General features: G+C 65.1%; 19 protein-coding genes. 10 read left to right on the top strand and 9 right to left on the bottom strand.

What is annotated here, in order from left to right; genetic code table 11:
• Window positions 1–52 precede the first annotated feature (52 nt).
• Genes F0Q04_RS09100 through F0Q04_RS09090 form a run of 3 tightly spaced genes read right to left on the bottom strand, consistent with a single transcriptional unit; the run spans window position 53 to window position 5,313 of the window.
• A complete protein-coding gene (locus tag F0Q04_RS09100) occupies window positions 53–1,027 on the bottom strand; it encodes an alpha-E domain-containing protein (RefSeq protein ID WP_021025531.1) in 975 nt (324 codons plus the stop codon).
• 54 nt (window positions 1,028–1,081) lie between these two features.
• Window positions 1,082–2,569 (bottom strand): circularly permuted type 2 ATP-grasp protein, encoded by a 1,488-nt coding sequence (locus tag F0Q04_RS09095; protein ID WP_182345225.1) that lies wholly within the window; start codon window positions 2,567–2,569, stop codon window positions 1,082–1,084.
• A 59-nt stretch (window positions 2,570–2,628) separates the two neighbouring features.
• A complete protein-coding gene (locus F0Q04_RS09090) occupies window positions 2,629–5,313 on the bottom strand; it encodes a DNA internalization-related competence protein ComEC/Rec2 (RefSeq protein WP_182345224.1) in 2,685 nt (894 codons plus the stop codon).
• 157 nt (window positions 5,314–5,470) lie between these two features.
• Between F0Q04_RS09090 and F0Q04_RS09085 the strand changes: the two genes are divergently transcribed.
• From F0Q04_RS09085 to F0Q04_RS09075, 3 genes are all read left to right on the top strand, one after another.
• Entirely contained in the window at window positions 5,471–5,932 is a 462-nt protein-coding gene (locus F0Q04_RS09085) for a RidA family protein (RefSeq protein WP_021027680.1), read from the top strand.
• Window positions 5,933–6,056: 124 nt separating this feature from the next.
• Window positions 6,057–6,518 carry a RidA family protein gene (locus F0Q04_RS09080; RefSeq protein WP_116927256.1) on the top strand — a complete coding sequence of 154 codons (462 nt, stop codon included), beginning with the start codon at window positions 6,057–6,059 and terminating at the stop codon, window positions 6,516–6,518.
• A 124-nt stretch (window positions 6,519–6,642) separates the two neighbouring features.
• Window positions 6,643–7,791 carry an MBL fold metallo-hydrolase gene (locus tag F0Q04_RS09075; protein WP_116927255.1) on the top strand — a complete coding sequence of 383 codons (1,149 nt, stop codon included), beginning with the start codon at window positions 6,643–6,645 and terminating at the stop codon, window positions 7,789–7,791.
• Between the two features lie 39 nt (window positions 7,792–7,830).
• Here F0Q04_RS09075 and F0Q04_RS09070 read toward each other — a convergent pair whose 3' ends face one another.
• Window positions 7,831–8,811 carry a Bug family tripartite tricarboxylate transporter substrate binding protein gene (locus F0Q04_RS09070; RefSeq protein WP_182345223.1) on the bottom strand — a complete coding sequence of 327 codons (981 nt, stop codon included), beginning with the start codon at window positions 8,809–8,811 and terminating at the stop codon, window positions 7,831–7,833.
• A 130-nt stretch (window positions 8,812–8,941) separates the two neighbouring features.
• Window positions 8,942–10,402, bottom strand: a complete 1,461-nt coding sequence (locus F0Q04_RS09065; protein WP_182345222.1) for an amidase — start codon at window positions 10,400–10,402, stop codon at window positions 8,942–8,944.
• Window positions 10,403–10,509: 107 nt separating this feature from the next.
• On the opposite strand from F0Q04_RS09065, the gene F0Q04_RS09060 reads away from it, so the two are divergent.
• The gene (locus F0Q04_RS09060) at window positions 10,510–11,424 is read left to right on the top strand and encodes a LysR family transcriptional regulator (protein WP_182345221.1); all 915 of its coding nucleotides are present in this window, start codon (window positions 10,510–10,512) and stop codon (window positions 11,422–11,424) included.
• A 79-nt stretch (window positions 11,425–11,503) separates the two neighbouring features.
• Here F0Q04_RS09060 and parC read toward each other — a convergent pair whose 3' ends face one another.
• Window positions 11,504–13,864, bottom strand: coding sequence for a DNA topoisomerase IV subunit A (parC, locus tag F0Q04_RS09055; protein WP_182345220.1), 2,361 nt, complete (start codon window positions 13,862–13,864; stop codon window positions 11,504–11,506).
• 87 nt (window positions 13,865–13,951) lie between these two features.
• Window positions 13,952–15,928, bottom strand: a complete 1,977-nt coding sequence (locus tag F0Q04_RS09050) for a DNA topoisomerase IV subunit B (protein WP_182345219.1) — start codon at window positions 15,926–15,928, stop codon at window positions 13,952–13,954.
• A 239-nt stretch (window positions 15,929–16,167) separates the two neighbouring features.
• On the opposite strand from F0Q04_RS09050, the gene F0Q04_RS09045 reads away from it, so the two are divergent.
• The 6 genes from F0Q04_RS09045 (at window position 16,168) to F0Q04_RS09020 (ending at window position 21,007) form a co-directional block, all read left to right on the top strand.
• Window positions 16,168–17,391, top strand: a complete 1,224-nt coding sequence (locus tag F0Q04_RS09045; RefSeq protein WP_232539561.1) for an MFS transporter — start codon at window positions 16,168–16,170, stop codon at window positions 17,389–17,391.
• A gap of 13 nt (window positions 17,392–17,404) precedes the next feature.
• A complete protein-coding gene (locus tag F0Q04_RS09040; RefSeq protein WP_182345899.1) occupies window positions 17,405–17,578 on the top strand; it encodes a hypothetical protein in 174 nt (57 codons plus the stop codon).
• A gap of 3 nt (window positions 17,579–17,581) precedes the next feature.
• A complete protein-coding gene (locus tag F0Q04_RS09035; RefSeq protein ID WP_182345218.1) occupies window positions 17,582–18,127 on the top strand; it encodes a class I SAM-dependent methyltransferase in 546 nt (181 codons plus the stop codon).
• Window positions 18,128–18,385: 258 nt separating this feature from the next.
• Window positions 18,386–18,643 carry a hypothetical protein gene (locus tag F0Q04_RS09030; protein WP_133248204.1) on the top strand — a complete coding sequence of 86 codons (258 nt, stop codon included), beginning with the start codon at window positions 18,386–18,388 and terminating at the stop codon, window positions 18,641–18,643.
• Window positions 18,644–18,776: 133 nt separating this feature from the next.
• Entirely contained in the window at window positions 18,777–20,315 is a 1,539-nt protein-coding gene (locus F0Q04_RS09025; RefSeq protein WP_232539560.1) for an ATP-binding protein, read from the top strand.
• A complete protein-coding gene (locus F0Q04_RS09020) occupies window positions 20,312–21,007 on the top strand; it encodes a response regulator (RefSeq protein WP_182345217.1) in 696 nt (231 codons plus the stop codon). The genes F0Q04_RS09025 and F0Q04_RS09020 overlap by 4 nt, the downstream gene beginning before the upstream one ends.
• Window positions 21,008–21,016: 9 nt before the next feature.
• On the opposite strand, the gene F0Q04_RS09015 is transcribed toward F0Q04_RS09020, so the two are convergent.
• On the bottom strand, window positions 21,017–21,736 hold the full coding sequence (locus F0Q04_RS09015; RefSeq protein WP_116927246.1) for an MgtC/SapB family protein: 720 nt from the start codon (window positions 21,734–21,736) through the stop codon (window positions 21,017–21,019).
• Window positions 21,737–21,773: 37 nt separating this feature from the next.
• A complete protein-coding gene (mgtA, locus tag F0Q04_RS09010) occupies window positions 21,774–24,521 on the bottom strand; it encodes a magnesium-translocating P-type ATPase (RefSeq protein WP_198424351.1) in 2,748 nt (915 codons plus the stop codon).
• Window positions 24,522–24,595 lie beyond the last annotated feature (74 nt).

The raw sequence follows: 24,595 nt of genomic DNA, 5'->3' as shown, positions 1-24,595 counted from the left end.
AAAAGGCTGCGATGACAACCGCAGCCTTTTGCCTTTCTGGCCAGCCGGACCATCAGGCAGCCACCGGCTCCGTGGTCGCCAGAAAATCCTGGCCAATGCGGCCGCCCAGCGCATGCACGCGCTCCAGAAAGCGCACCAGGAAGGCATGCAGGCCGGTGGCCAGCAGCTCATCGATGCGGCCATACTGCAGCTCGGCCAGGAGCAGGCCGGCCTGGCGCTGGGTTTCGGCCGAGTGGTCGTTGGCAACGGCCTGCAGAATCTGCACCACCTCGTACATGCTGGCATGCAAGGAGCGCGGCATGTCGCGCCGCAGGATCAGCATCTCGGCCACACGCTCGGGCGTGATCACATTGCGGTAGACCTTGCGGTAGACCTCGAAGGCCGAGACGCTGCGCAAGATCGCGCTCCAGTGGTAGAAGTCCGAGGGCTGGCTGCCCTTGCCCGGCTGGTAGGAGCCGTGGTAGTCGTTCTTGACGGCATGGAAACGCACATCCAGGAGGCGGGCCGTGTTGTCGGCCCGCTCGATGAAGGTGCCCAGGCGCAAGAACAAAAAGGCATCGTCTTGCAGCATCGTGCCCGAGACCACACCGCGCGAGAGGTGCGAGCGGTGCTTGACCCACTCGAAGAACTTGGCCGGATCGGTCTCGAACTTCTTGGCCTTGAACAGCCGGTTCATATCGAGCCAGGTCAGGTTCTGCGTCTCCCAGGCCTCGGTGGTCAAGGCGCCACGCACGGCACGCGCGTTCTCGCGCGCGGCCAGCAGGCAGCTGTAGATCGATGAGGTATTGGTCTCGTCGCGCACCATGAAGTGCAGCACCCCATCGAGGGTGATCTCGTCATGGCGCTCATAGTAGGCAGGCAGCAGCTCGCTGATGGACAGCACGCTTTGCCAGGCCTTGGTCGCTGCGGTCGCGGACTGCGGCAGCATGGAGGTCTCGTAGCTCACATTGAGCATGCGGGCTGTGTTCTCTGCCCGCTCGGTGTAGCGGGACATCCAGTAGAGGTGATCGGCGGTTCGGCTCAACATAGTGACATTCTTTCGCTAGGCAGATGGATGGCTTTCAAACAAGAACCTCCGGGTTCACTGCTGCATGCCATCCCATTCGCTGTAATCGTCCTCCGGGCCGCGCAGCACCCAGGTGTCCTTGGTGCCCCCGCCTTGCGAGGAGTTGACCACCAGCGATCCATCCTTGAGCGCCACGCGCGTGAGGCCCCCGGGCACCATCTGCACCTCCTTGCCGCTCAGCACAAAGGGCCGCAGATCGATGTGGCGCGGCGCAATGCCGCTTTCCACATAGGTGGGGCTGCTCGAGAGGCTCAAAGTGGGCTGGGCGATATAGCCATTGGGCTTGGCCTTGAGCACCGCGCGGAAGGCCTCGATCTCGGCGCGCGTGGAGGCCGGGCCGATCAGCATGCCGTAGCCGCCAGCGCCATGCACCTCCTTGACCACCAGCTCATCGAGGTGGTCCAGCACATAGGCCAGGTCATCGGGCTTGCGGCACATCCAGGTCGGCACGTTCTTCAGGATGGCCTCTTCGCCCAGGTAGAAGCGGATCATCGCCGGCACATAGGGGTAGACCGATTTGTCATCGGCCACGCCCGTGCCCACTGCATTGCAGATGGCCACATTGCCCTTGCGGTAGGCGCGCATCAAGCCGGCGCAACCCAGGGTGGAGCTGGAGCGGAAAACGGTGGGGTCAAGAAAGTCGTCATCGACACGGCGGTAGATCACATCCACCCGCTGCAGACCCTGCGTGGTGCGCATGTAGACCACATCATCGCGCACCAGCAGGTCCTGGCCTTCGACCAGCTCCACGCCCATCTGCTGGGCGAGGAAGGCATGCTCAAAGTAGGCGCTGTTGTACATGCCCGGCGTCAGCACCACCACCGTGGGGTTGTTGGCCGCCTGGTTGGGCGCACTGGCACGCAAGGTGTCGAGCAGCATATCCGGGTAATGCGCCACCGGCGCCACCGCATGGCTGCTGAACAGGCTGGGAAAGAGGCGCATCATCATGCGGCGGTTTTCCAGCATGTACGACACGCCCGAAGGCACGCGCAGGTTGTCTTCGAGCACATAGTATGTGCCGCTGCCGTCCACCTCGGCTGCGCGCACGATATCGATGCCGGCGATATGCGCATAGGTTTCCAGCGGCACATGCACGCCCCGCATCTCGGGCCGGTACTGGCTGTTGTCCAGCACCAGGTCGCGCGGAATGATGCCGGCCTTCAGAATTTCCTGGTCGTGGTAGACATCGTGGATGAAGCGGTTGAGGGCGGCCACGCGCTGCACCAGGCCCTTTTGCATCTGGGCCCATTCCTGCGAGGGGATGATGCGCGGGATCAGATCAAAGGGAATCAGGCGCTCGGTGCCCGAGCCGTCTTCGTCCTTTTCGCCATAAACCGCAAAGGTGATCCCTACGCGGCGGAATATCAGCTCGGCCTCCTCGCGCAGGGCCTGCATCTTCTCGAAGGGCTGCAGCTGCAGCCATTTGGCATAGCTTTGGTAGTGCGCTCTTTCGGCACCTGCTGCATAAGGCAGGCCCTGGTACATCTCATCGAACTTTTGCATCGCAAAATCCTTTCTGGCACCAGCAGCTTAGCAAGTTTCGCGCCACCCAAAACTAAGTACTAACCTTCATCAAGAATTAGTGCTTGATTTGTTTTGTTAATATCCAATATGCCGCTTGTCTGGCCCTGCTGGGCAGCCTGGTGGCGCCAATAGCGCGGCCGCTTTTGCCGCTCGCACAGCAGCGTCTGGGGCTGGTCGGAGCGCCAGTGCGCCGCACCGCAATGGACCGTGTTGCGCAGCACAATCTGCATCTCTTGGTAACGCTGCTGCACCCGCGCAGCCGGGTGCCTGAAGCGGTTGCGGTAGCCCGTTTGTGCCACCACCCAGCGCGGGAGCACCGCCTCCAGCAGCGGTCGCGTGGACGAGGTGTTGCTGCCGTGGTGCGGAGCCAGCATCAGATCGGCGCGCAACACCGACGGCTCGCCCGCATAGCGCTGCACCAGCGCCCCCTCCTGGGCCCGCTCAATATCGCCGGGCAACAAGGCGCTGGCCGCATGGCCGCCACGCGCGGCCGCCTCGATGCGCAGCACGCAGCTGTGGGCATTGCCCGAGCTATCCCTTGGAATGGAACTGTCTGTGGCACCCAGCTCCTGCGCCCCCGGAAACAGAACGCTGAAATGCACTCCATCCCAGGTCCACGTCTGGCCCGCAGCACAGTCTTGCCAGGGCGCTTCGGCAATGCCCAGGCGCTGCCGCTCATAGGGCAGCAGCGAGCCCAGCACGCCCACCGGCTGGAGCTGCTCCACCACCGCCTGGGCACCGCCCGTATGGTCCACATGGGCGTGGCTGAGCACCAGCAGATCGAGCCGGCCGCTGTCCAGCCCGCGCACGCCCATCGCCCGCATTGCCGGCACCACCACCCGGTCGCCTGCATTGCTGCCAGACCCGTACAACGGGCCCGCGTCATACAGCAGGCTGTGCCTGGCCGTCTGCACCACCACCGCCTGGCCCTGGCCCACATCCAGCGCCCAGAGCGCAAACTGGCCATGGGGCGGCCGCAGCGGCTGCCAGAACAACGCGGGCAGCAGGCAAGGCAGGCCCAGCAGCCGCAGGCGCCAAGGCCAGGGCAGCACCAGCCAGATGCCCCCCAGCACGGCAACGAACGCTGCCCAGCCCGGCGCTGCGGCCAGCCACAACGCGGCATGGGGCCAACTGGCCAGCCACTGCAGCGCCACCATCAAGGGCTGCAGCGCCCAGGCTGCGGCCGTCCACAACGGCCGCAGCACGGCGCCCAGCAAGGCCAGCGGCGTGACCACCCAGGTCACCCAGGGGATGGCCAGCAGATTGGCCACAAAGCCGACCAGCGACACCTGGCCAAACAGCAGCAGGGACAAGGGCGTGATCGCCAGGGTCACCACCCACTGCTCGCGCAGCAGCTTGGCGGCGGCAGCGCAGGCGCCGCGCAGGCCGCGCTGCGCCCTGCCCTGCTCGGGCAGCGCAGCGCTGCGGCTGCTGCCCCCTCGGTCTGATGCAAACAAGATACCGACTGCCAGAAAACTCAGCCAGAACCCCGCCTGCAGCAAGGCCATGGGCTGGGCCAGCACCACGCAGACACAGGTCAGCAGCCAGCGCATATGCCAGGGCCATTGCCGGCCAGTCGATGCCAGCACGGCCACCACCACCAGCATCAGCACCGTGCGCTGCGCGGGAATGCCCCAGCCGCTGAACAGCGCATAGAGCCCCGCACACAGCACCCCGCCCCACAAGGCCACATGGGGTGCCGGCAGCCACAGACACAGCGCCGGGCTGCGCCGCCAGGCCATGCGGATCAGCGCCGCCGCCACCCAGGCAAACAAGGTGATATGCAGGCCCGATATCGCCATCAGATGGGCCACGCCGGTGGTGCGGAAGACGCGCCAGTCCTCGCGGTCAATCGCACGCTGCTCCCCGGTCACCAGCGCCACCAGCACGCCGGCGATGCGCGCCTGCTCTGCCGCCTGCGCCTGGCCCGGCGGGGCAAGGCGCTGCACCATCGCATCACGCACCGCCTGCCGCCAGCGCTCTACCACATGGCCTTGGCCGGAGGCCAGCAGCTGCGGCCCCTGGGCCTGGCCGTGGCGCACATAGCCCGTGGCCTGCACGCCCTGCTCCCACATCCACATCTCGTAGTCAAAACCATGCGGATTGAGGCTGCCATGGGGGGCACGCAAACGCAGCGGCAGCCGCCAGCGCTGCCCCGCCTGCAGCAGCGGAAGATCAGCGTCTGCCGACGCAGGCGGCTCGGGCGCCACACCCGAAAAAGCCCGGTGGTCGGCACGGTACCAGGACAGGTCGATCAGCGGCGGCACTGCCACCGGCGCACCCTTCTGCCCGCCTTGCCCAACCTGCCAAGCCTGCCCGGTCTTGAGCCGAAAGCGCTGGCCGCCGGTGATCGGCAAAGGCATGGCGACGATGACGCCCTCGACCTGCAGGTCTAGCCCTTCCAACGCTGGCAGCAGCTGCTTTTGCGCCTGATGGGCGGCACGCATGCCCGCCAGGCCCAAGGCCAGCGCAGCGGCAGCCAGACAGCACAGCGCGCGATCCAGCCACGGCAGCGGCCCGCGCCAGCGGCTCAGCAGCAAGCTGGCCACGGCCCCCAAGAGCGCCAATGCCGCGTACTGCCAGACAGGCGCCAAGCTGGCCTGCTGCAGTTGCAGGGCCGTACCCGCCAGGATGCCCCAGAGCCAGGCCGCCGGTCGCCAGTAGCCCGCCCAGCCCGGCCCCACACTGCGCTGGACTGCCCGCTTGCAGGAAGAGGTCTCCATCATCTCCACATGCTAGGCAGCGCTGCCTGCAGGTCCGATCAGGGCTTGCCCTAGAGTTCGCCGGCGCCCCTCTCAGGCGACATGGGAAACGGCGCCCTGGCAGGGCATTTGTGCCACACTGGGCGCTTTGCCCCGCCTCCACTTTTGAAAGGACTCCATGAGCGTTTACGACAAACTCCAGGCCCTCGGCATCAGCCTGCCGCCACTGGCGGTGCCCGCTGCCGCCTATCTGCCCTATGTACAGACCGGCAACATGGTGTTTTTGAGCGGCCATATCGCCCGCAAGGATGGCAAGCCCTGGGTGGCGCAGTTTGGCCGCAACATCAACACCGAAGAAGGCAAGCTCGCAGCCCGCGCGGTGGCCATCGACCTGCTGGGCACCTTGCAGCATGCCGCCGGTGGTGATCTGAACCGTGTCAAGCGCGTGGTCAAGCTGATGAGCCTGGTCAACAGCACCGGTGACTTCACCGAGCAGCACCTGGTGACCAATGGCGCCAGTGAGTTGTTCGCCGAAGTGTTTGGCCCTGAAAAGGGTGCCCATGCCCGCAGCGCCTTTGGCGTCGCCCAGATTCCGATGGGCGCCTGCGTCGAGATCGAGCTGATCGCCGAACTCGCTTGACACCTGCACCACGCGATGCGGCGCCCATGCCCTGCGGGTATGGCGCCGCATTGTTTTTGCATGCCACCGCAGTCGGCCATGCCTCTAAGATGCCTGTCTTCTACCCAGCAAGGACAACACCGGCATGAGCATCTACGACCAACTCAAAGCACTGAACATTGAACTGCCGCCCGTGCGCACACCGGCTGCGGCTTACGCACCGTTTGCACAAACCGGCCAACTGGTCTTTATCAGCGGCCACACGGCCAGCAAGAACGGCCAGCCCTGGACCGGCAAGCTAGGCAAGACCATGGACACCGCCGAAGGCCAGCAGGCAGCGCGCGCGGTCGCCATCGACCTGATGGGCACCTTACAAGCAGCAGTCGGTGGCGATCTGAACCGGGTCAAGCGCATTGTCAAGCTGATGAGCCTGGTCAACAGCACGGAAGACTTCACCGAGCAACATCTGGTCACCAACGGCGCCAGCGAATTGCTGGCCCAGGTGTTTGGTCCCGACAAGGGGGCGCATGCCCGCAGCGCCTTTGGCGTCGCCCAGGTCCCCCGGGGCGCCTGTGTCGAGATCGAACTCATCGCCGAAGTGGAATAAATCTGTTGATTAATCAATAGATTTTTCGCTAAATCCCTACAAAAGCCGCAGCCATGCGGCTTTCTTATGGGCGCCGTATCATGGCAATCGCTTACCGCATTCCCCTGCCTGATTGACACACCCCATGCAAGAGCCCCACCCCGCGTCCTCCTCCAGCAACACCACCCGCGGCAACGGCGGCTTTCAGCGCCTGCGCAGCGGCTGGCTGGTGGCCACTGCCTGCTCATTGGTAGCCTGCGCCTCCACCCCCGACGAGGACAGCCAGCGCCGCTACCAGGCATCGCCCCAGTATTCCTCGGCCGACAAGCGCTTTCAGAACCCGCCCAACCCGGCGGCCAAGCCCCATGCCGGCGGCTTTCAGATCTGGTCGCGCTTTTTGTTTGGCGACAAGAGCGGCACCACTCCGCAGGACAGTATTCCGGTCCACACCGTCACCCCGGCGCAGCTGCAAGCGCTGCCCACCGATGCCAACCATGTGATTCGGCTCGGCCACTCGTCGCACCTGCTCAAGCTCCAGGGCCAGTATTGGCTGATCGACCCGGTGTTTGGTGAGCGCGTATCGCCGTTCAGCTTTATCGGCCCCAAGCGCTTCCACCCCACGCCGCTGCCCTTGCAGGACCTGCCGCCGATTGCCGGTCTCATCCTGTCGCACGACCATTACGACCACCTGGACGAGCCGACGATCAAGTTCCTGCTGGGCAAGGTCGAGCGCTACTTTGTGCCGCTGGCCGTGGGCGCGCGCCTGCGCGACATGGGTGTGGCGTCCGAGCGCATTGTCGAGCTCGACTGGTGGCAGCAGGAGCAACACGCCGGTGTCGAGGTCACCGCCACGCCCAGCCAGCATTTCTCGGGCCGCACGCTCAATGACCGCAACAGCACGCTCTGGGCATCCTGGGTGCTGCAAACCGGCGGCCAGCGCATCTACTACAGCGGCGATACCGGCTACTTTCCCGGCTTCAAGGCGATTGGCGACAAGTTTGGCGCGATGGACCTCGCGCTGATGGAAAACGGCGCCTACGACGCCTACTGGCCCTCCGTGCACATGACACCGGAAGAAACCATCCAGGCCTTTACCGATGTGCGCGGCCAGGTGCTCTACAGCGTGCACAACAGCACCTTTGCGCTGGCCATGCACGGCTGGCGTGAGCCGCTGGACCGGCTCGCGGCGCTGGCGCAGCAGCAGGGCATCCAACTGGCCACGCCAGAAATCGGCGAGGTGCTGACCGTGGGCCAGCCGCGCAGCAACAAGCAGTGGTGGGAAGCGCTGCGTTAAGCGCTTTTTTTCCCTACGTCAGCACCGCTCGCCCAAGACTTACTCCACCTCGATCTGCGCGCGCTGCGCCACATCGCGCATCAGCGGCAGCTCGCGTTCCACCCGGGCCTGCAGCGCACGGCCATTGCCCCAGGCGGGCGTCAGGCCAATGCTTTCGAGCTTTTGCTGGGTAGCGGGCTGGGCCATCACATCGGCCAAGGCAGCTTCGAGCTTGGCGCGCACCGGCTCGGGCAGGCCAGCAGGCGCCAGGAACGCAAACCAGGTGCTCATGTCAAAACCAGGGTAGCCGCTTTCGGCCACGGTCGGCACCTCGGGCAGCAAGGCCAGGCGCTGGGCGCCCAGCGCGGCAATCGGCTTGATCTTGCCGGCCTTGATGAGCGGCGTGGTCGCCACCACGGTGTCCACCGCCAACTGCACCTGGCCCCCCATCAACGCGGTCAGGCTCGGTGTGCTGCCGTTGAAGGGCACATGCAGCATGCGCATGCCGGTTGCCGTCTTGAGCATCTCGCCGGCAAAGTGCACCGACGAGGCCGGGCCGAAGGAGCCGTAGGAAAAGCGGTCCGGCGCCGCCTTCGATTGCGCCACCAGGTCCTGCAACGACGTGGCCTTGACGGCATTGTTCGCCACCAGCACCAGACCCATGTCAGCCACCAGGCCCAGCATGCTGAAGCTGCGCATCGGGTCATAGGGCAGCGCCTTGCGCACCACCGGGTTCATCGCCAAGGTGGAGCTGGCACCCAGAAACAAGGTATAGCCATCGGCAGCCGACTTGGCCACCTGGCCGCCCGCCACGGCCGTGCCTGCCCCCGGCCGGTTCTCCACAAACACCGACTGGCCCAGTTTGTCACTGAGCTGCGAGGCCAGCAGCCGTCCCAATATATCCGTGGCCCCGCCGGGTGCAAAAGGCACCACCAGCTTGATCGCACGGTCAGGGTAGCCATGCGCCAGCACTGGGCGCCATGCCAGGCCGGCAGCGCCTGCGGCCAGGTAGGTCAAAAAGCGGTGACGGGATATCGGCATGGACATGGGATCTACCTTTTTTGCGGAAAACGAGGGCAAGGGAGGGATCAGACAGGCGTTGCAGCAACGCCTTCCTGGGTGGGAGCGCAGCCTTAGAAGACGCGCCGGGTCAACGATCTACAGCGTGCTGTCAGCCCAGCAAAGGGCTGCGCACCCGGGCATGGCCGCTGGCCTGGTCATAGGCATGGCCGATTTGCAGCAGCGCCTTGTCCGACTGCGTGGGCCCGATGATCTGCAGGCCGGCAGGCAGCCCGTTGGGGCCAAACCCGGCCGGTACCGACAAGGCCGGCAAGCCCGCCATCGTGGCGCCCACCACCGTCTGCATCCAGCGGTGGTAGGTGTCCATGCTGCGGCCGCCCACGGCATGGGGCCAGTCCAGCTCGGCGTCGAACGGAAACACCTGCGCAGCGGGCAGCACGACAAAGTCATAGCGCTCGTACAGGCGGCGCAGCACCTCGTACCAGCTGCTGCGCACCTTGGCGGCGGCATAGATATCCATGCCCGACAGCGCGCGGCCGCGCTCCATCTCCCACAGCGCCTCGGGCTTGAGCAGCGCACGCTTTTGCGGGTCGTCATACAGCGCCGCATTGGCGCCTGCCACGCTGAAGCTGCGCAGATCAATCCAGGCGCGCCACAGCTGCTCCAGGTCAAAGTCGGGCAGCACCTCATCGACCGTGCAGCCGATGTCGGCAAAGGCGCCCAGCGCCGCGCGGCAGGTCTCGAGCAGGCCCGGCTCGGTGGGCAGGTGCCCGCCCAGGTCACCCAGCCAGGCGATCTTGCGGCCCCGGAAATCGCGCTCCAGGCCCTGGCCCCAGTCCTGCGCGCCTTCGCTGCGGCGCGTGAGCGGCAAGCGCGCATCAAAGCCCGCCTGCACCGACAGCAGCAAGGCCAGATCGGGAATATCGCGTGCCATGGGCCCGGCCACGCTGAACTGCTGGAAGAACACCTCATCGCCCGGGCCATGCGGCACGCAGCCCACGGAGGTGCGCAGGCCGTAGACATTGTTGAAGGCCGCCGGCGTGCGCAGCGAGCCCATCATGTCCGAGCCATCTGCCACGGGCAGCATGCGCAAGGCCACCGCAACGGCTGCACCGCCGCTGCTGCCACCGGCCGAGCGGCTCTGGTCAAAGGCATTGCGGGTGGTGCCGTAGACCGGGTTGTAGGTGTGGCCGCCCAGGCCAAATTCCGGTGAATTGCTGCGCGCCACAAAGAGCGCTCCGCCCGCGCGCATGCGCTCAAAAATCACCGCATCGCTGCTGCTGACCTGGCCCTGGAAGATCGGCGAGCCCTTGGTGGTGACCATGCCGGCGGCCGGCGAAATGTCTTTGGGCGCCTGCGGAAAACCGTGCAGCGGCCCGCGGCTCTTGCCCTGGGCCAGTTCGGCATCGAGCTGTGCGGCTTGGGCCAGCAGCGGCTCGCACGGCATGGGCGCGACCAGCGCATTCACCTGGGGGTTCAACCGGTCAATCTGGCCCCAGAAGGCCTGCAGCACCTCGGTGCAGGACAACTCGCGCCGCTGGATGGCTGCCGACAGCGCCACGGCGCTCAACTCGACGATGCTGTGGTCGGCAGGAACAGGCTGGGATGGCATGGAATGTATGTCTCTTGGATGTCAGAAAAATCCAGCATAGGCAATGCGGCCTATTTCGACAATCACAATTTTTTGCGGTTATCGTTGCGTTTTTTGCAAAGCAGACCATGACTCCCTCGCAGCACCTCCAGGACACCGCCATCCGCTACTTTCTGGAAGTCGTGCGCAGCGGCTCGGTGAGCGAGGCCGCACTGCGCCTCAATGTCTCGGCCTCGGCCGTCAGCCGCCAGATCGCATCGCTGGAGGAAGTGCTGCAGGTGCCGCTGTTCGAGCGCCGCCCGCGCGGCATGGTCGCCAGTGCGGCCGGTGAGCTCTTGGCCACCCATGCCAAGCGCCATGCCTTGGATGCCGAGCGCGTGGTGGCCGATATCGAGGCACTGCAAGGCCTGCGCCGGGGCCAGGTGCGGGTCTGCGCATCGGCCGGCTTTGCGTTTGAGTTTTTGCCTCTCGCGATGGCCACGTTTCGCGAGCAGCACCCGGGCATGCAGTTCCAGCTGGTCTCGGCCTCGCCCGCCCAGGTGACCCAGGCGGTGCGCAATGGCGAGGCCGATGTGGGCCTGACCTACAGCCGCGCCGCCGTGCGCGATATCGATGTGCAGCACCGCCAGAATTCGCCGGTCATCCTGATCATGCCACCCGGCCACCCACTGGCCCGTTTTGCCAGCGTCAGCCTGGCGCAGATGCAGCCCTACCCGCTCGCGCTGCTGGACGACGGCAATACCGCGCGCCAGCTGTTTGACATTGCCAGCGGCCAGCGCGGCCTGGTGTTTGACCCGGTGCTCGAGAGCGGGCAGTTCGATGCGCTGGTGCGCTTTGTGCTGCACGGCGGCGGGCTCACCCTGGGCGGCGAGGTCACCGTGCGCGAGTATGTGCGCCGGGGCCTGCTGCACACCGTGCCCATCCGCGAGCGCGGCATGCATGCGCGCTCCATCGAGCTGCAAACGCTGACGGGCCGCAACCTGCCCCGGGGCGTGCGCGCTTTTGTCGACCATCTGCGGGCGCTGTTGCCCGCGCCGCGCTGATCGGCGCTGCAACGGCGGGCCATGAAAAAGCCCTGCCGGGCAATGCCGGGCAGGGCTTGGTCGTGCATGACCGCGCGCTTTATTCGACGCGGAACACGGCGCTGGGCTTGAAGCCCAGGTCTGCGAGCTTGCCCTTCTTGGCGCGTCCGGCCTTGGCGTTGTTGAGGCTGCGGATCTCAAGGGTTTCCTCACGGGCCTTGCCGCCGCGCCCCAAGCCTTCGATGCGGATGCTGCGCGTGTAGACGGCCACACCGGCCAAGCGGTCCTTGTCTTCCAGGTCAATGAGCTTGAGCCCCTTGCCGCCCTTGGCCATGTGGTTGAGCTCGCCGATCTCGAAGGTGAGGATGCGGCCACCCACCGAGGCGCAGGCCACGTGGCTGGCATCGGCCAGCGGCTGGCTACCGCTGCTGCCCGAGATATGCGAGGGGGCGCAGAGCGTGTCGCCCTCGTCCAGGCTGACAAAGGCCTTGCCGCCCTTTTGGCGTGAGACCATGTTTTCCACCAAGGCCGTGAAGCCATACCCCGCGCTGCTGGCCAGCAACAAATGGGCCGACAGCGGACCGGCAAAGTAGTACTGGATCTGGGTGCCCGCTTCCAGCTCCATCAAGGTGGTCACCGGCTGGCCATCACCGCGGCCGCCGGGCAGGTTGGCCACGGCGACCGAGTAGACCCGGCCGTTGCTGCCAAAGACCAGCAGCTGGTCGACCGTGCGGCATTCAAAGGTGCCATAGAGGCTGTCACCCGATTTGAAGCTGAAGCTGTCGGCCGCATGGCCGTGGCCGGTACGCGCGCGCACCCAGCCTTTTTCCGACACGACGACGGTGACCGGCTCATCGACCACCTTGACTTCGGCAACCGCCTTTTTCTCTTCCTGGATCAAGGTGCGGCGCGCATCGGCGAACTGCTTGGCGTCCGCTTCGATCTCCTTGACCATCAGGCGCTTGAGCGAGGCGGGGTTGGCCAGAATGTCTTCGAGCTTGCCCTGCTCTGCGCGCAGCTCGCTCAGCTCCTGCTCGATCTTGATCGCTTCCAAGCGGGCGAGCTGGCGCAGGCGGATTTCCAGGATGTCGTCGGCCTGGCGCTCGCTCAGGTCAAAGCGCGCCATCAGCGCGGCCTTGGGCTCGTCGCTGGCGCGGATGATGGCGATCACCTCGTCGATATTGAGCAGAATGGTCTGCCGGCCTTCCAGGATATGGATGCGGTCGAGCACCTTGGCGAGCCGGTGCTCGGAGCGGCGCGTGATCGTCGTCTGGCGGAACTCGATCCACTCTTCCAGCATCAGGCGCAGCGACTTTTGCGTGGGCTTGCCGTCGATGCCGATCATCGTCAGGTTGACCGACGAGGAGCTCTCCAGGCTGGTGTGCGCCAGCAGGCAGGTGATCAGCTCGGACTGCGGCGTCTTGCCGGTCTTGGGCTCGAACACCAGGCGCACGGCCGCATCCTTGCTCGACTCGTCGCGCACCACATCGAGCAATGACAGCACCGTGGCCTTGAGCTGGCTTTGCTCCTGGGTCAAGGTCTTCTTGCCGGTCTTGATCTTGGGGTTGGTCAGGTCCTCGATCTCTTCGAGTACCTTTTGCGAGGAAACGCCCGGCGGCAGCTCGTTGACGACCAGCTGCCACTGGCCACGCGCCAGCTCTTCGATGGTCCAGCGCGCACGCACCTTGATCGAGCCGCGCCCCGTACGGTAGGCGTCGGCAATGTCCTTGTCGCTGCTGATGATCTGGCCGCCACCGGGGAAGTCCGGGCCGGGGATGATCTGCTGCAGGTCGAAGTCGGTCATCGCCGGCTTCTTGATCAGCGCCACGCAGGCATCGGCCACCTCGCGCAGGTTGTGGCTGGGGATTTCGGTGGCAAGGCCCACCGCAATGCCGCTGGCGCCGTTGAGCAGCGAGAACGGCAGGCGCGCCGGCAGCTGGCTGGGCTCCTGGGTGGAGCCGTCGTAGTTGGGCACAAAGTCCACCGTGCCCATGTCGATCTCGTCGAGCAGCAGGCTGGTGATCTTGGACAGGCGCGCCTCGGTATAACGCATGGCCGCTGCGCCATCGCCATCGCGGCTGCCAAAGTTGCCCTGGCCGTCGATCAGCGGGTAGCGCTGGGCAAAGTCCTGGGCCATGCGCACCAGCGCGTCATAGGCCGATTGGTCGCCATGCGGGTGAAAGCGGCCCAGCACATCACCAACGACACGGGCGCTTTTGACCGGCTTGGCCGCCGTCGCGCGGTTGGGGCCGCTGTAGCCCAGGCCCATGCGCTCCATCGCAAACAGGATGCGTCGCTGCACGGGCTTCAAGCCATCGCAGACGTCTGGCAGTGCGCGGCCCTTGACCACCGACAGCGCATATTCCAGATAGGCGCGCTGCGCGTAATTGCCCAGGTCCAGGCTGTCGCCGTCCTCGGGCACCGGGTTGGACAGCAGGTCCTGACCGTTCTCTTCACTCATAGGGGTTCAGCTTTCTTTGCTTGTGGCACGGCTGCGCGCGGCTGGCTTGGGTTCGATTGTTTATTCAGCGGCGTGGGCAGCAGGACATCAGATATCAATTTCGACCTCGTGGCCGTGCAGCTCCATCAGGTCGCGGCGGGCCGCAGCCTCGCCCTTGCCCATCAGCTGGGTCATGACCTCACGGGTTTGCAGCACATCGGTCTGGCTCAGACGCACCGGCAGCAGGCGGCGGGTGTCCGGGTTCAGCGTGGTTTCCCACAGCTGCTCGGCATTCATCTCGCCCAGGCCCTTGAAGCGGCTGACCTGGCATTTCTCGCGCGGCACACCATCCTTGGCGGCCTTGTCGAAGATGGCATGCATCTCGGCCTCGTCGAGCGCATAGACCTTGGCCGCAGGCTTTTTGCCCCGGGCAGGAATATCGACGCGAAACAGCGGCGGCCGCGCCACACAGACATGGCCCTTGTCGATGAGCTGCGGGAAATGCTTGAAGAACAGGGTCAGCAGCAGCACCTGGATGTGCGAGCCGTCCACGTCGGCATCGCTCAGGATGCAGATCTTGCCGTAGCGCAGACCGCTCAGGTCCACCTCGTCATCGGGGCCATGCGGGTCCACGCCAATGGCTACCGAGATATCGTGGATTTCGGTATTGGCAAACAGGCGGTCGCGGTCCACTTCCCAGGTGTTGAGTACCTTGCCGCGCAGCGGCAGGATGGCCTGGGTTTCCTTGTCGCGGCCCATCTTGGCGCTGCCTCCGGCCGAATCACCCTCGACCAGAAACACCTCGTTATAGGCCAGGTCGCGGCTTTCACAATCGGTCAGCTTGCCGGGCAACACGGCCACGCCGCTGCCCTTGCGCTTTTCCACCTTCTGGCCGGCGCGCTGGCGCGTCTGCGCCGCCTTGATCGCGATCTCGGCGAGCTTCTTGCCGTATTCGACGTTCTGGTTGAGCCACAGCTCCAGCGCTGGCCGCACCATGCCCGAGACCAGGCGTACGGCATCGCGCGAGTTCAGGCGCTCCTTGATCTGGCCCTGGAACTGGGGATCGAGCACCTTGGCCGAGAGCACATAGCTGGCACGGGCAAACACATCCTCGGGCATCAGCTTGACGCCCTTGGGCAGCAACGAGTGCAGCTCGATAAAGCTCTTCACGGCCTGGAACAGGCCATCACGCAGCCCGCTTTCATGCGTGCCGCCCGCCGTGGTCGGGATCAGGTTGACATAGCTCTCGCGCACCGGCTGCCCTTCATCGGTAAAGGCCACGCACCACGATGCCCCTTCGCCCTCGGCAAAATGGTCATCGCTGCGGCCGGCAAAACCCTCGCCCTCGAACACGGGGATGATCGGGTCGACCGGCAGGGTCTGCAGCAGGTAGTCCTTGAGGCCACCCTTGTACTGCCAGGTCTGCGTCTCGCGGCTCTTGTCCTGCGTCAGCTGCACGCTCACGCCGGGCATCAGCACGGCCTTGCTCCGCAGCAGGTGTACCAGCTCGCCCATCGGCAGGTGGCTGGATTCGAAATACTTGGCATCGGGCCAGACGCGCACCGTCGTGCCCTGCTTGCGGTCCCCGCTGACCATCGCGCGCACCTGCAGAGGCTCGACCACATCGCCACCGGCAAAGGCCATCGTGGCGACCGAGCCATCGCGGTGCACCGTCACCTCCATGCGGGTGGCCAAGGCGTTGGTCACCGAAACCCCCACGCCATGCAGACCGCCCGAGAAGCTGTAGGCGCCGCCCTGGCCCTTGTCGAACTTGCCGCCCGCGTGCAGGCGGGTGAACACCAGCTCCACCACCGGCGCATGCTCTTCGGGGTGCATGCCAAACGGAATGCCCCGGCCATCGTCCTCGACACTGATGGAGCCATCGGTGTGCAGATAGACGCGGATCTTCTTGCCAAAGCCGGCGAGGGCCTCGTCGGCCGCGTTGTCGATCACCTCCTGGATGATGTGCAGCGGATTGTCGGTACGGGTATACATGCCCGGGCGCTGCTTGACCGGCTCAAGCCCCTTGAGAACCCGTATCGAGCCCTCTGCGTATTCACTGGTAGACGTGTTTTTGCTTGCCATAACTTTCCATTCTAGCGGCTGCCATTGTAAATAGCTGTATAGATAAACAGGTGGAACTTGTTGACGATTCACGACGCTTGGCCGCAAAAGCCTGCAATGGGCTTGGACAGCCACCGGGCAATATGCGGGCGACAGCCGGTTTTTGGCGTTGGAGTAACAATTTCTAGAACGTGCTTACGATCTCCCCGCGCGTAGAGACCGCAATCACGTTCTTAAATAACGAGACACATCCCCTGACTATGCAAAACAACGCACAACGATTGTCCATGGCCCGCGTGCTGCTGTGTGGCGGCGCCGTAGTGACCCTGTCCATGGGCATCCGCCACGGTTTTGGCCTCTGGCTGCAGCCGATCACCCAGGAGATGGGCTGGACGCGTGAGTCCTTCGCCTTGGCGCTGGCGGTGCAAAACCTCAGCTGGGGCCTGATCGGCATCTTTACCGGCATGCTGGCCGACCGCTTTGGCGCCAGCAAGGTGCTGGTCTGCGGCGCGCTGCTGTACGCGCTGGGCCTGGCCGGCATGGCCTGGGCGCCCAATACGCTGATGTTTGCGCTCACCGCCGGCCTTTTGATCGGCATGGCGCAAACGGGCACCACCTATGCGGTGATCTATGGCGTCATCGGGCGCCAGTTGCCAGCCGAGAAACGCTCCTGGGCCATGGGGGTGGCCGCGGCCGCGGGCTCCTTTGGCCAGTTCTTCATGGTGCCGGTCGAGGGCCAGCTGATCGCCAGCCTGGGCTGGCAGAACGCGCTGCTGGTCTGCGCAATCCTGGTGCTCACCATCGTGCCGCTGGCCATTGCGCTGCGCGAGCCCAATTTCCACGCGCTCAAGCACAGTGCTGCCGGTGGCGCGCAGCAAACCATTGCCCAGGCTGTGGCAGAGGCCTTTCGCAACCCCAGCTTTTTGCTGCTGACCGCAGGCTACTTTGTCTGCGGCTTCCAGGTGATGTTCATCGGCGTGCACATGCCCAGCTACCTGAAGGACTTCGGCCTGCCGCCGCATGTGGCCAGCTATTCGCTGGCGCTGATCGGCCTCTTTAACATCTTTGGCACCTACCTGGCCGGGTCGCTCGGCCAGCGCATGGCCAAGCGCTACCTGCTCTCGGGCATTTATTTCATCCGCGCCATCGCCATCGTGGTTTTCCTGCTGGTGCCCTTGTCGCCCTGGTCGGTCTATGTCTTTGCCGCAGTGATGGGCTTTTTGTGGCTGTCCACCGTGCCGCTCACCAACGGCGCCATCGCGCAGATCTTTGGCGTGCAGCACCTGTCCATGCTCAGCGGATTTGTGTTCTTCAGCCACCAGATCGGCAGCTTCCTGGGCATCTGGTTGGGCGGCTACCTCTATGACCGCACCGGCAGCTATGATGTGGTTTGGTATGTGGCCATTGGCCTGGGCGTATTCGCCGGCCTGGTCAATCTGCCGGTCAAGGAAGAGCCCGTGCAGCGGCTGCCGCTGGCGGCCTGATAACCGAACTTTCATGCAACAGCCTGCACCACCCACCGCCCCCACTGCTGGCGCCGCGCCGCTGCGCGGCTGGCAGCGCGCCGCCATCTGGCTACTGGTGGCGGTGCTGCTGGCGCTGGTGTTCATGCTCTACGCGCAACCGGAATTCATGGTGCAGATGGCTGACCATGTCTGGGCCTGTTTCTAGCGCATGCCCCATAGCCCCGCCCCCTCGCCCTGGATCACCCGCTTTGCGCCACTGATACCTGCAGGCGCCCAGGTGCTGGACCTGGCCTGCGGCCAGGGCCGCCATGCCCGCTACCTGCAGGCCCAGGGCTTGCGGGTAACCGGCGTTGACCGCGATGGCGCGGCGCTGCAGTCGCTGCAGGCGGACACGGCGGGAGAATGGCTGCTGGCCGATGTCGAAAACGGGGCCTGGCCGCTGGAAGGCCGGGCGTTCGACGCGGTGGTCGTCACCCACTATCTGTGGCGCCCTCTATGGCCGCACATTCTGGCCAGTGTGGCGCCCGGCGGGCTGCTGCTGTACGAGACCTTTGCCCAAGGCAATGCCGCCTATGGCAAGCCTTCCCGGCCCGACTTCCTGCTGCAGCCCGGCGAGCTGCTGCAAGTCTGTGCCAGCTGGTCTGTCATCGCCTATGAGGCAGGGCTGCTGCGCAACCCGGACCGGGTGGTGCAGCGGATTGCGGCACGCCGCCCGCTGGACGGGGCGCCCATCCCGGCTGCGCTGCTGGCCTGAGCCCCGGCCCGCTTTGCATAACTTTGCGGCGCACGCAATGGCGCCCGCTCCTGCGCCAAGCCAATAGGCATGCGGTTTTCGCTTTGTCACACCTGCCACAAAGCTGGCCCAACTTCCTCCACATTTGGCTCCTATAGTTCAGTCATGGGCTCTGCGGAGAGGCGTAAACACACTCCAGTTTCTCTGTTTCACCCGCTTCTTTCTGTCCCACACCAGATCGCGGCCTGGCCGCAGAGCCTCTTTTTACAAAGGAATGCCATGAGTTCTCAACCACTTCGCCACCGTCTGCTGTGCAGCACCGCCGTGACTGCAGCCCTCTGGATCGCCACCGCCCAGGCTTACGCGGCCAGCCCCGCCAAGCCCGCGCCGTCCAAGCAAGCCATTGAGGCCTGCCAGGGCAAGAAGGCCGGCGAAGCCGTGCAACTGACACTGGACAACGGAAAAACAGCCAAAGCCACCTGCCGCATGGTCGGCAAGCAGCTGGTGGCGCAGCGCGGCGCCTCCATCGGGCCCTAAGGGCCGGTGATGACGTCCTGATCAAGCAACCCTTTTACACACCCACGCACTGTGTAAGAGAATAGCCGGGCAGGCATTGCGTCTGCCCGTTTTGCAGTTTGTGCCCACACCGCCATTGCCCCACCCGCCCTCTGTGACCACACCCCGACTTCAGCTGTTTCGCTTTACCCGTCTGCAAACGCGGGTGCTGCTGGCCATGGTGCTGCTGCTGCTGGGCCTGCTGCTGGGGTTTTTCGGCTTTTCGTACTGGAGCCTGCAGCGCGGTCTGGGCGGCTATGTGGCGCAGATCGAGCTGGGCCGGCTGGAGTACCTGGAGAGCCAGCTGCGGCGCGAGTATGCCAAGGATCCGCACTGGGTCTCGCTGACGTCGGAGCGCTGGAATGCGCTGACCCGCTTTGGCAGCCAGGCGGCCGTGCCCGTTTCGCCCCCGGCGGAGAGCGAGGCGCCGCGCCGCGCCACGATTGGCCCCATGCTGACCCAGCAATTGCGCCCCATTGAACGCCACCCCCTCTCCCAGCGTTTGGGCCTGCTCGACAACCAGGGCAAGCTGCTGGCCGGTGTGCCGCCCACACTAGGCAGCGCCAAAAACCCGCTGTTCGACAGCCAGCATATGCTGATCGGCACCTTGACGCTGAACCAGCCCGAAGACCTGAAAAACCAGATCGACAGTGCCTTTTTGAAGGAGCACCTGGTGTTCCTGGCCATCACCGGTCTGCTGGGCCTGCTGCTGGCCGGGGCCCTGTCCTGGTGGCTGAGCCGGCGCTGGATTCGCCCCATCGAGGCATTGAGCGAAGGCGCCAAGGCCTTTGCCAGCGGCCAGCTCGACTACCGCATTGCAGTCGCAGGCCACGACGAGCTGGTGGAGCTGGCCGACCGCTACAACCACATGGCCGAGCAGCTATCCCAGGCCCAGGCCCAGCAGCATGAATGGCTGACCCAGGTGGCCCATGAGCTGCGCACGCCGCTGGCCGCAGTGCGGGCCGAGATCGAGGCAGTGCAAGACGGCATCCGCAGCTTTGATTCGCAAACCGCTGCGCGCCTGCACCGCCAGATTCTGCGCTTGACCCAGCTGGTCAGCGACATGCGCGCCACCATTCCCACGGCCCTGGTCGTGCACGCGCCCGAGGCCGCCCCCGCGCTGCAGCTGACCGCCCACCTGCCCGCCACGGCCCGCCCGCTCGATATGCGGGCGCTGACCATCGAGGCCGTGGAAGCCGTGCAGATCCGCTTTGGCCAGGCCGGCATCGCACTGCCCACGGCGCAAGAGCTGCTGCATGCGCTGCCGCCCGCCTGGGTGCAGGGCAATGCCCAGCAGCTGCATCAGGTGCTGAGCAATATTCTGGAAAACAGCCTGCGCTACACCGATGCCCCCGGGCGGCTGAGCATCAGCGCCAGCTTGCACGGGCCCGCGCCCGAGTCGGGCCAGCGCTGGCTGGAGCTGCACCTCGATGACAGCAGCCCCTCCGTGCCGCCTGCAGAGCTGCCCCGCATTTTTGAACGCTTTTACCGCGTAGAGACTTCGCGCAGCCGCGCCAGCGGCGGCTCGGGCCTGGGGCTGGCGATTTGCAAAAGCATTGTGCAAGCCCATGGAGGACAATTGCAGGCCTCCATCTCGTCCTTGGGCGGGCTGCGCCTTACCTTGATCCTGCCCTTGATACACCCTGTTGCATGAACACTGCCAAACCCCGCATTTTGTACGCCGAAGACGAGGCCGATATTGCCTCGGTGGTCATCGACTACCTGCACCATGCCGGCTTCGAGGTCGAGCATTTTGCCGATGGCAGCCAGGCCATGGCGGCGCTGCGCGCACGCCCGCCGCAGCTGGCCATTCTTGACCTGATGCTGCCCGGCACCGATGGCCTGAGCATTCTGCGCGAATGCCGCGCCCGCCAGATCTGCCCCGTCATCTGCCTGACTGCCAAGGTCGAAGAAGTGGACCGCCTGGTGGGCCTGGAGATGGGCGCCGACGACTACATCTGCAAGCCATTTTCACCGCGCGAGCTGATTGCCCGCGTCAAGGTGATCTTGCGCCGCCATGCGCCGCCCGCCCCTGGTGCGCCAGCCAGCCTGGCCGCCAGCGACTGGCAGCTGGACGAGACCACCAGCCAGGCGAGCTGGCGCGGCCAGGACCTGGGCCTGACGCGGCGCGAGTTTGCATTGCTGCACATCCTGCAGCGCCACCCCGGCAAGATCTACCCGCGCAGCCAGCTGCTGGACCTGGCCTATGCCGATGCGCTGGAGGTGAGCGACCGCGCGATCGACAGCCATATCAAGAACCTGCGCAAGAAGCTGCGCACCGTCATGGGCGATGACGCGGACTGCATCCGCTCGATCTATGGCGTCGGCTTTGCCTTTGAAGGCTAAAGCCACGATTCAATCCCGCGTGCTGGGGCTCCAGAACGCCTGGCGCACGCCCGGCTTGGCCGCCAGCTGCTGCACCATCGCATCGAGCTCGTCGCCCTCCACCGATTGCGCGGCCAAGGTCGCTTCGATGACGACCTCGGCCTCGCCAAAGGGCTGGATGTCGATGTCGCCGGGCGGGTAGCCGCCGCGCTCGAGCACATCCTGCAGCATGGCCAGCGCCAGCCGCTGGTGCAGGCGCTCGGCCACGACAAACACGGCATTGGTCATTTCGGCGGAGGCCACATCCAGCGGCTTGCGGTTGATGGCGTTGACCAGCGGCCGCAGCAAGGTATTGGCCGCCAGCACCAGCACGGTGCCCAAGGCCGCCTGCACGATCAGATCGGCGCCTGCCGCAGCGCCCACTGCGGCCGATCCCCACAGTGTCGCAGCCGTGTTCAGACCGCGCACATTTCCCTCTTCGCGCATGATGACACCGGCGCCCAGAAAGCCGATGCCCGAGACCACATAGGCCATCACACGCACCGCGCCATCCGGCCCGGCAATGGTGTTGGCGCTGTCGACAAAGATGGCCGCCCCAACGGCGACCAGCACATTGGTGCGCAGCCCGGCCGTGCGTTGGCGGTACTGGCGCTCCAGGCCAATGACCGTGCCCAGCACAAAGGCCGTGACCAGGCTGATGGCCGTGTTGATCAGCGAATTGAGTTGTGTGTAGTTCAGCGCTTCGAGCATGGCGCCCTCCTCTGTAAATGATTATTTTTAACGCTGTTTATTGCCAGCCGTAGCGACGGATGTACCACTTTTTCATGACTTGCGTAAGACCCATATAGGCCAGCAACACGGCAACGAGGAACACAAAGTACAGGCCAGGCAGGGGCTCGAGCTTGAAATAAGGGGCCAGCGCACCCATGGGCAGGTAGATGCCGATGGCGACCACCACCAGGGTCATCAGGCCCACCGGCCAGGCAGCGCGGCTTTGGATAAACGGAATGCGCATGGTGCGGATCATGTGCACGATCAGCGACTGCGTGAGCAGTCCCACGACAAACCAGCCGGACTGGAACAGCGCCTGGCGCTCGGGCGTGTTGGCGCCAAACACCTTCCACATCACGACAAAGGTGGTGATATCGAAGATGGAGCTGATGGGGCCGAAGAACAGCATGAAGCGGCCCACATCGGCGGGGTTCCAGCGCTGGGGCTGGGTCAGCAGCTCGGGATCGACATGGTCAAACGGAATCGCCGATTGCGAGAAGTCATACACCAGGTTCTGCACCAGCAGCTGCATCGGCAGCATGGGCAGGAAGGGAATGAAGGCACTGGCAATCAACACCGAGAACACATTGCCAAAGTTCGAGCTCGCCGTCATCTTGATGTACTTGAGCATGTTGGCAAAGGTGCGCCGGCCTTCCTGCACGCCCTGGTCGAGCACCATCAGGCTCTTGTCCAGCAAGATGATGTCGGCCGCTTCCTTGGCCACATCGACGGCCGTGTCCACTGAGATGCCGATATCGGCGGTGCGCAGCGCAGCTGCATCGTTGATGCCATCGCCCATGAAGCCCACCACATGGCCATTGGCCTTGAGCATGCGCACAATGCGCTCCTTGTGCGCAGGGCTCAGCTTGGCAAAGATATGGGCTTCTTCGACCACCTGGGCCAGGCGCTGGTCGTCCATCTGCTCGATATCGCCGCCCAGCACGATGTGCTGCGCGTTGATGCCCACCTGCTCGCAGACCTTGGCGGTGACGGCGGCATTGTCGCCCGTCAGCACCTTGGTCTGCACACCATGCCGGGCCAGCGCCTGCAGCGCGGGCGCAGCGCTTTCCTTGGGTGGATCGATAAAGGCCAGAAAGCCGCACAACACCATGCCGGCCTCATCGGCCACGCCAAAGTTGCTCTGGCCCGCTTGCGTCTCGCGCGTGGCCACCGCCACCACGCGCAGCCCCAGGGCATTGAGCGCCTCGGCTGTTGCCACAATGCGCTTGCGCAGGCCCGCATCAAGGTCCAGCACGCCGCCTGCGGCCTGCACCATGCTGCTGACCTGCAGGATTTCCTCGACCGCACCCTTGGTGATGATCTTGCCGATGCCGGCACTGTCGCTCACCACCACCGACATGCGCCGGCGCACAAAGTCAAACGGCACTTCATCGACCTTGGCATAGGCATCGACCAGCGGGGCGCGCTCGGCATGGGCGAGCACGGCCACATCGAGCAAACTCTTGAGGCCCGTCTGGTAGTAGCTGTTCAAGTAGGCCATGTCCAGCACATAGTGCGAGACATCACCCCAGGCATCGAGGTGGCGCTCGACCGAGATGCGGTCCTCGGTCAGGGTGCCCGTCTTGTCGGTGCACAGCACATCCATCGCACCAAAGTTCTGGATGGCGTCCAGGTGCTTGACGATCACTTTCTTGCGCGACAGAAACACCGCGCCCTTGGCCAGGGTGGCGGTCACGATCATCGGCAGCATCTCGGGCGTCAGGCCAACGGCCACCGACAGCGCAAACAGCAGCGCCTCGGTCCAGTCGCCCTTGGTCCAGCCATTGATCAGCAAGACCAGCGGCACCATCACCAGCATGAAACGGATCAGCACCCAGCTGACCTTGTTGACGCCCATCTGGAACGCGGTGGGGCTGCGGTCCATCGCCGAGACCTTGCCGGCCAGCGCGCCCAGGTAGCTGTGGTTGCCGGTGGTCAGCACCACGGCCAGGCCAGCGCCCGAGACCACGTTCGTGCCCATGAACACCAGGTTGCACAGCTCCACCGGGTTGTGCTGTGCCCCATCAGGCAGCTGGGCAAATTTCTCTACCGGCATGGATTCACCGGTCATCGCCGATTGCGCCAGAAACAGGTCCTTGGCGCTCAGCAGGCGGCAGTCAGCGGGCACCATATCGCCGGCAGCCAGCTGGATGATGTCGCCGGGCACCAGCTCGCGCACGGGCAGCTCGCGTACGGCCTGCAGTGCCGACAGGCGCGAGGGCGGCGTATCCAGCTCCCGCCCTTCTTCATCCTGCGCCGTGCGGCGCAGCACGGCGGCGGTGTTGGAGACCATGGCCTGCAGGCCGGCAGCGGCCTTGTTGGCGCGGCCCTCCTGCCAAAAGCGCAGGCCGGTGGCCAGCGCCACCATGCTGCCGATCACCACCGTGGCCTTGGTATCGCCGGTCAGCCACGAGACGGCAGCCAGCACCGTCAAGAGCAGGTTGAAAGGCGTGCGAAAGCACAGCCACAGGTGCTCTGTGCGGGTCATCGCCTGGTCCTGCGCAATGGTGTTCCAGCCCGCTTGCGCACGGGCTTGCTGCACCTGTGCATCGTCCAGGCCCTGGCGGCTGGTGTTCAGGCTGTGCAGCAATGCCTGTTCAGGGGCATGGGCGGCGTCGCTCAGCCGCTCGCCCATGGCCTTGGAAATGCCGGTATCCACCGGCGTGTGGGCCAGTTGCTCCAACATGGGCAAGCGGCGGAAATGCACGCCCCAGTGGCGCGAGCGCAAAAAGTTGACGAATCCATTCTTCAGCAGGTTCAACATGACCCATCTCCCAGCCAGGGGCGCGGCTGATCCGCGCCGCATGGCGTCTGCAAGCAATACAGGCGTGCAACTGC

The sequence above is a fragment of the Comamonas koreensis genome (assembly GCF_014076495.1).
GTDB classification, from domain to species: Bacteria; Pseudomonadota; Gammaproteobacteria; order Burkholderiales; family Burkholderiaceae_C; genus Comamonas; species Comamonas squillarum.
Note: the sequence above shows the minus strand (reverse complement) of the source record. Positions and strands in the feature narration are given on the sequence as shown.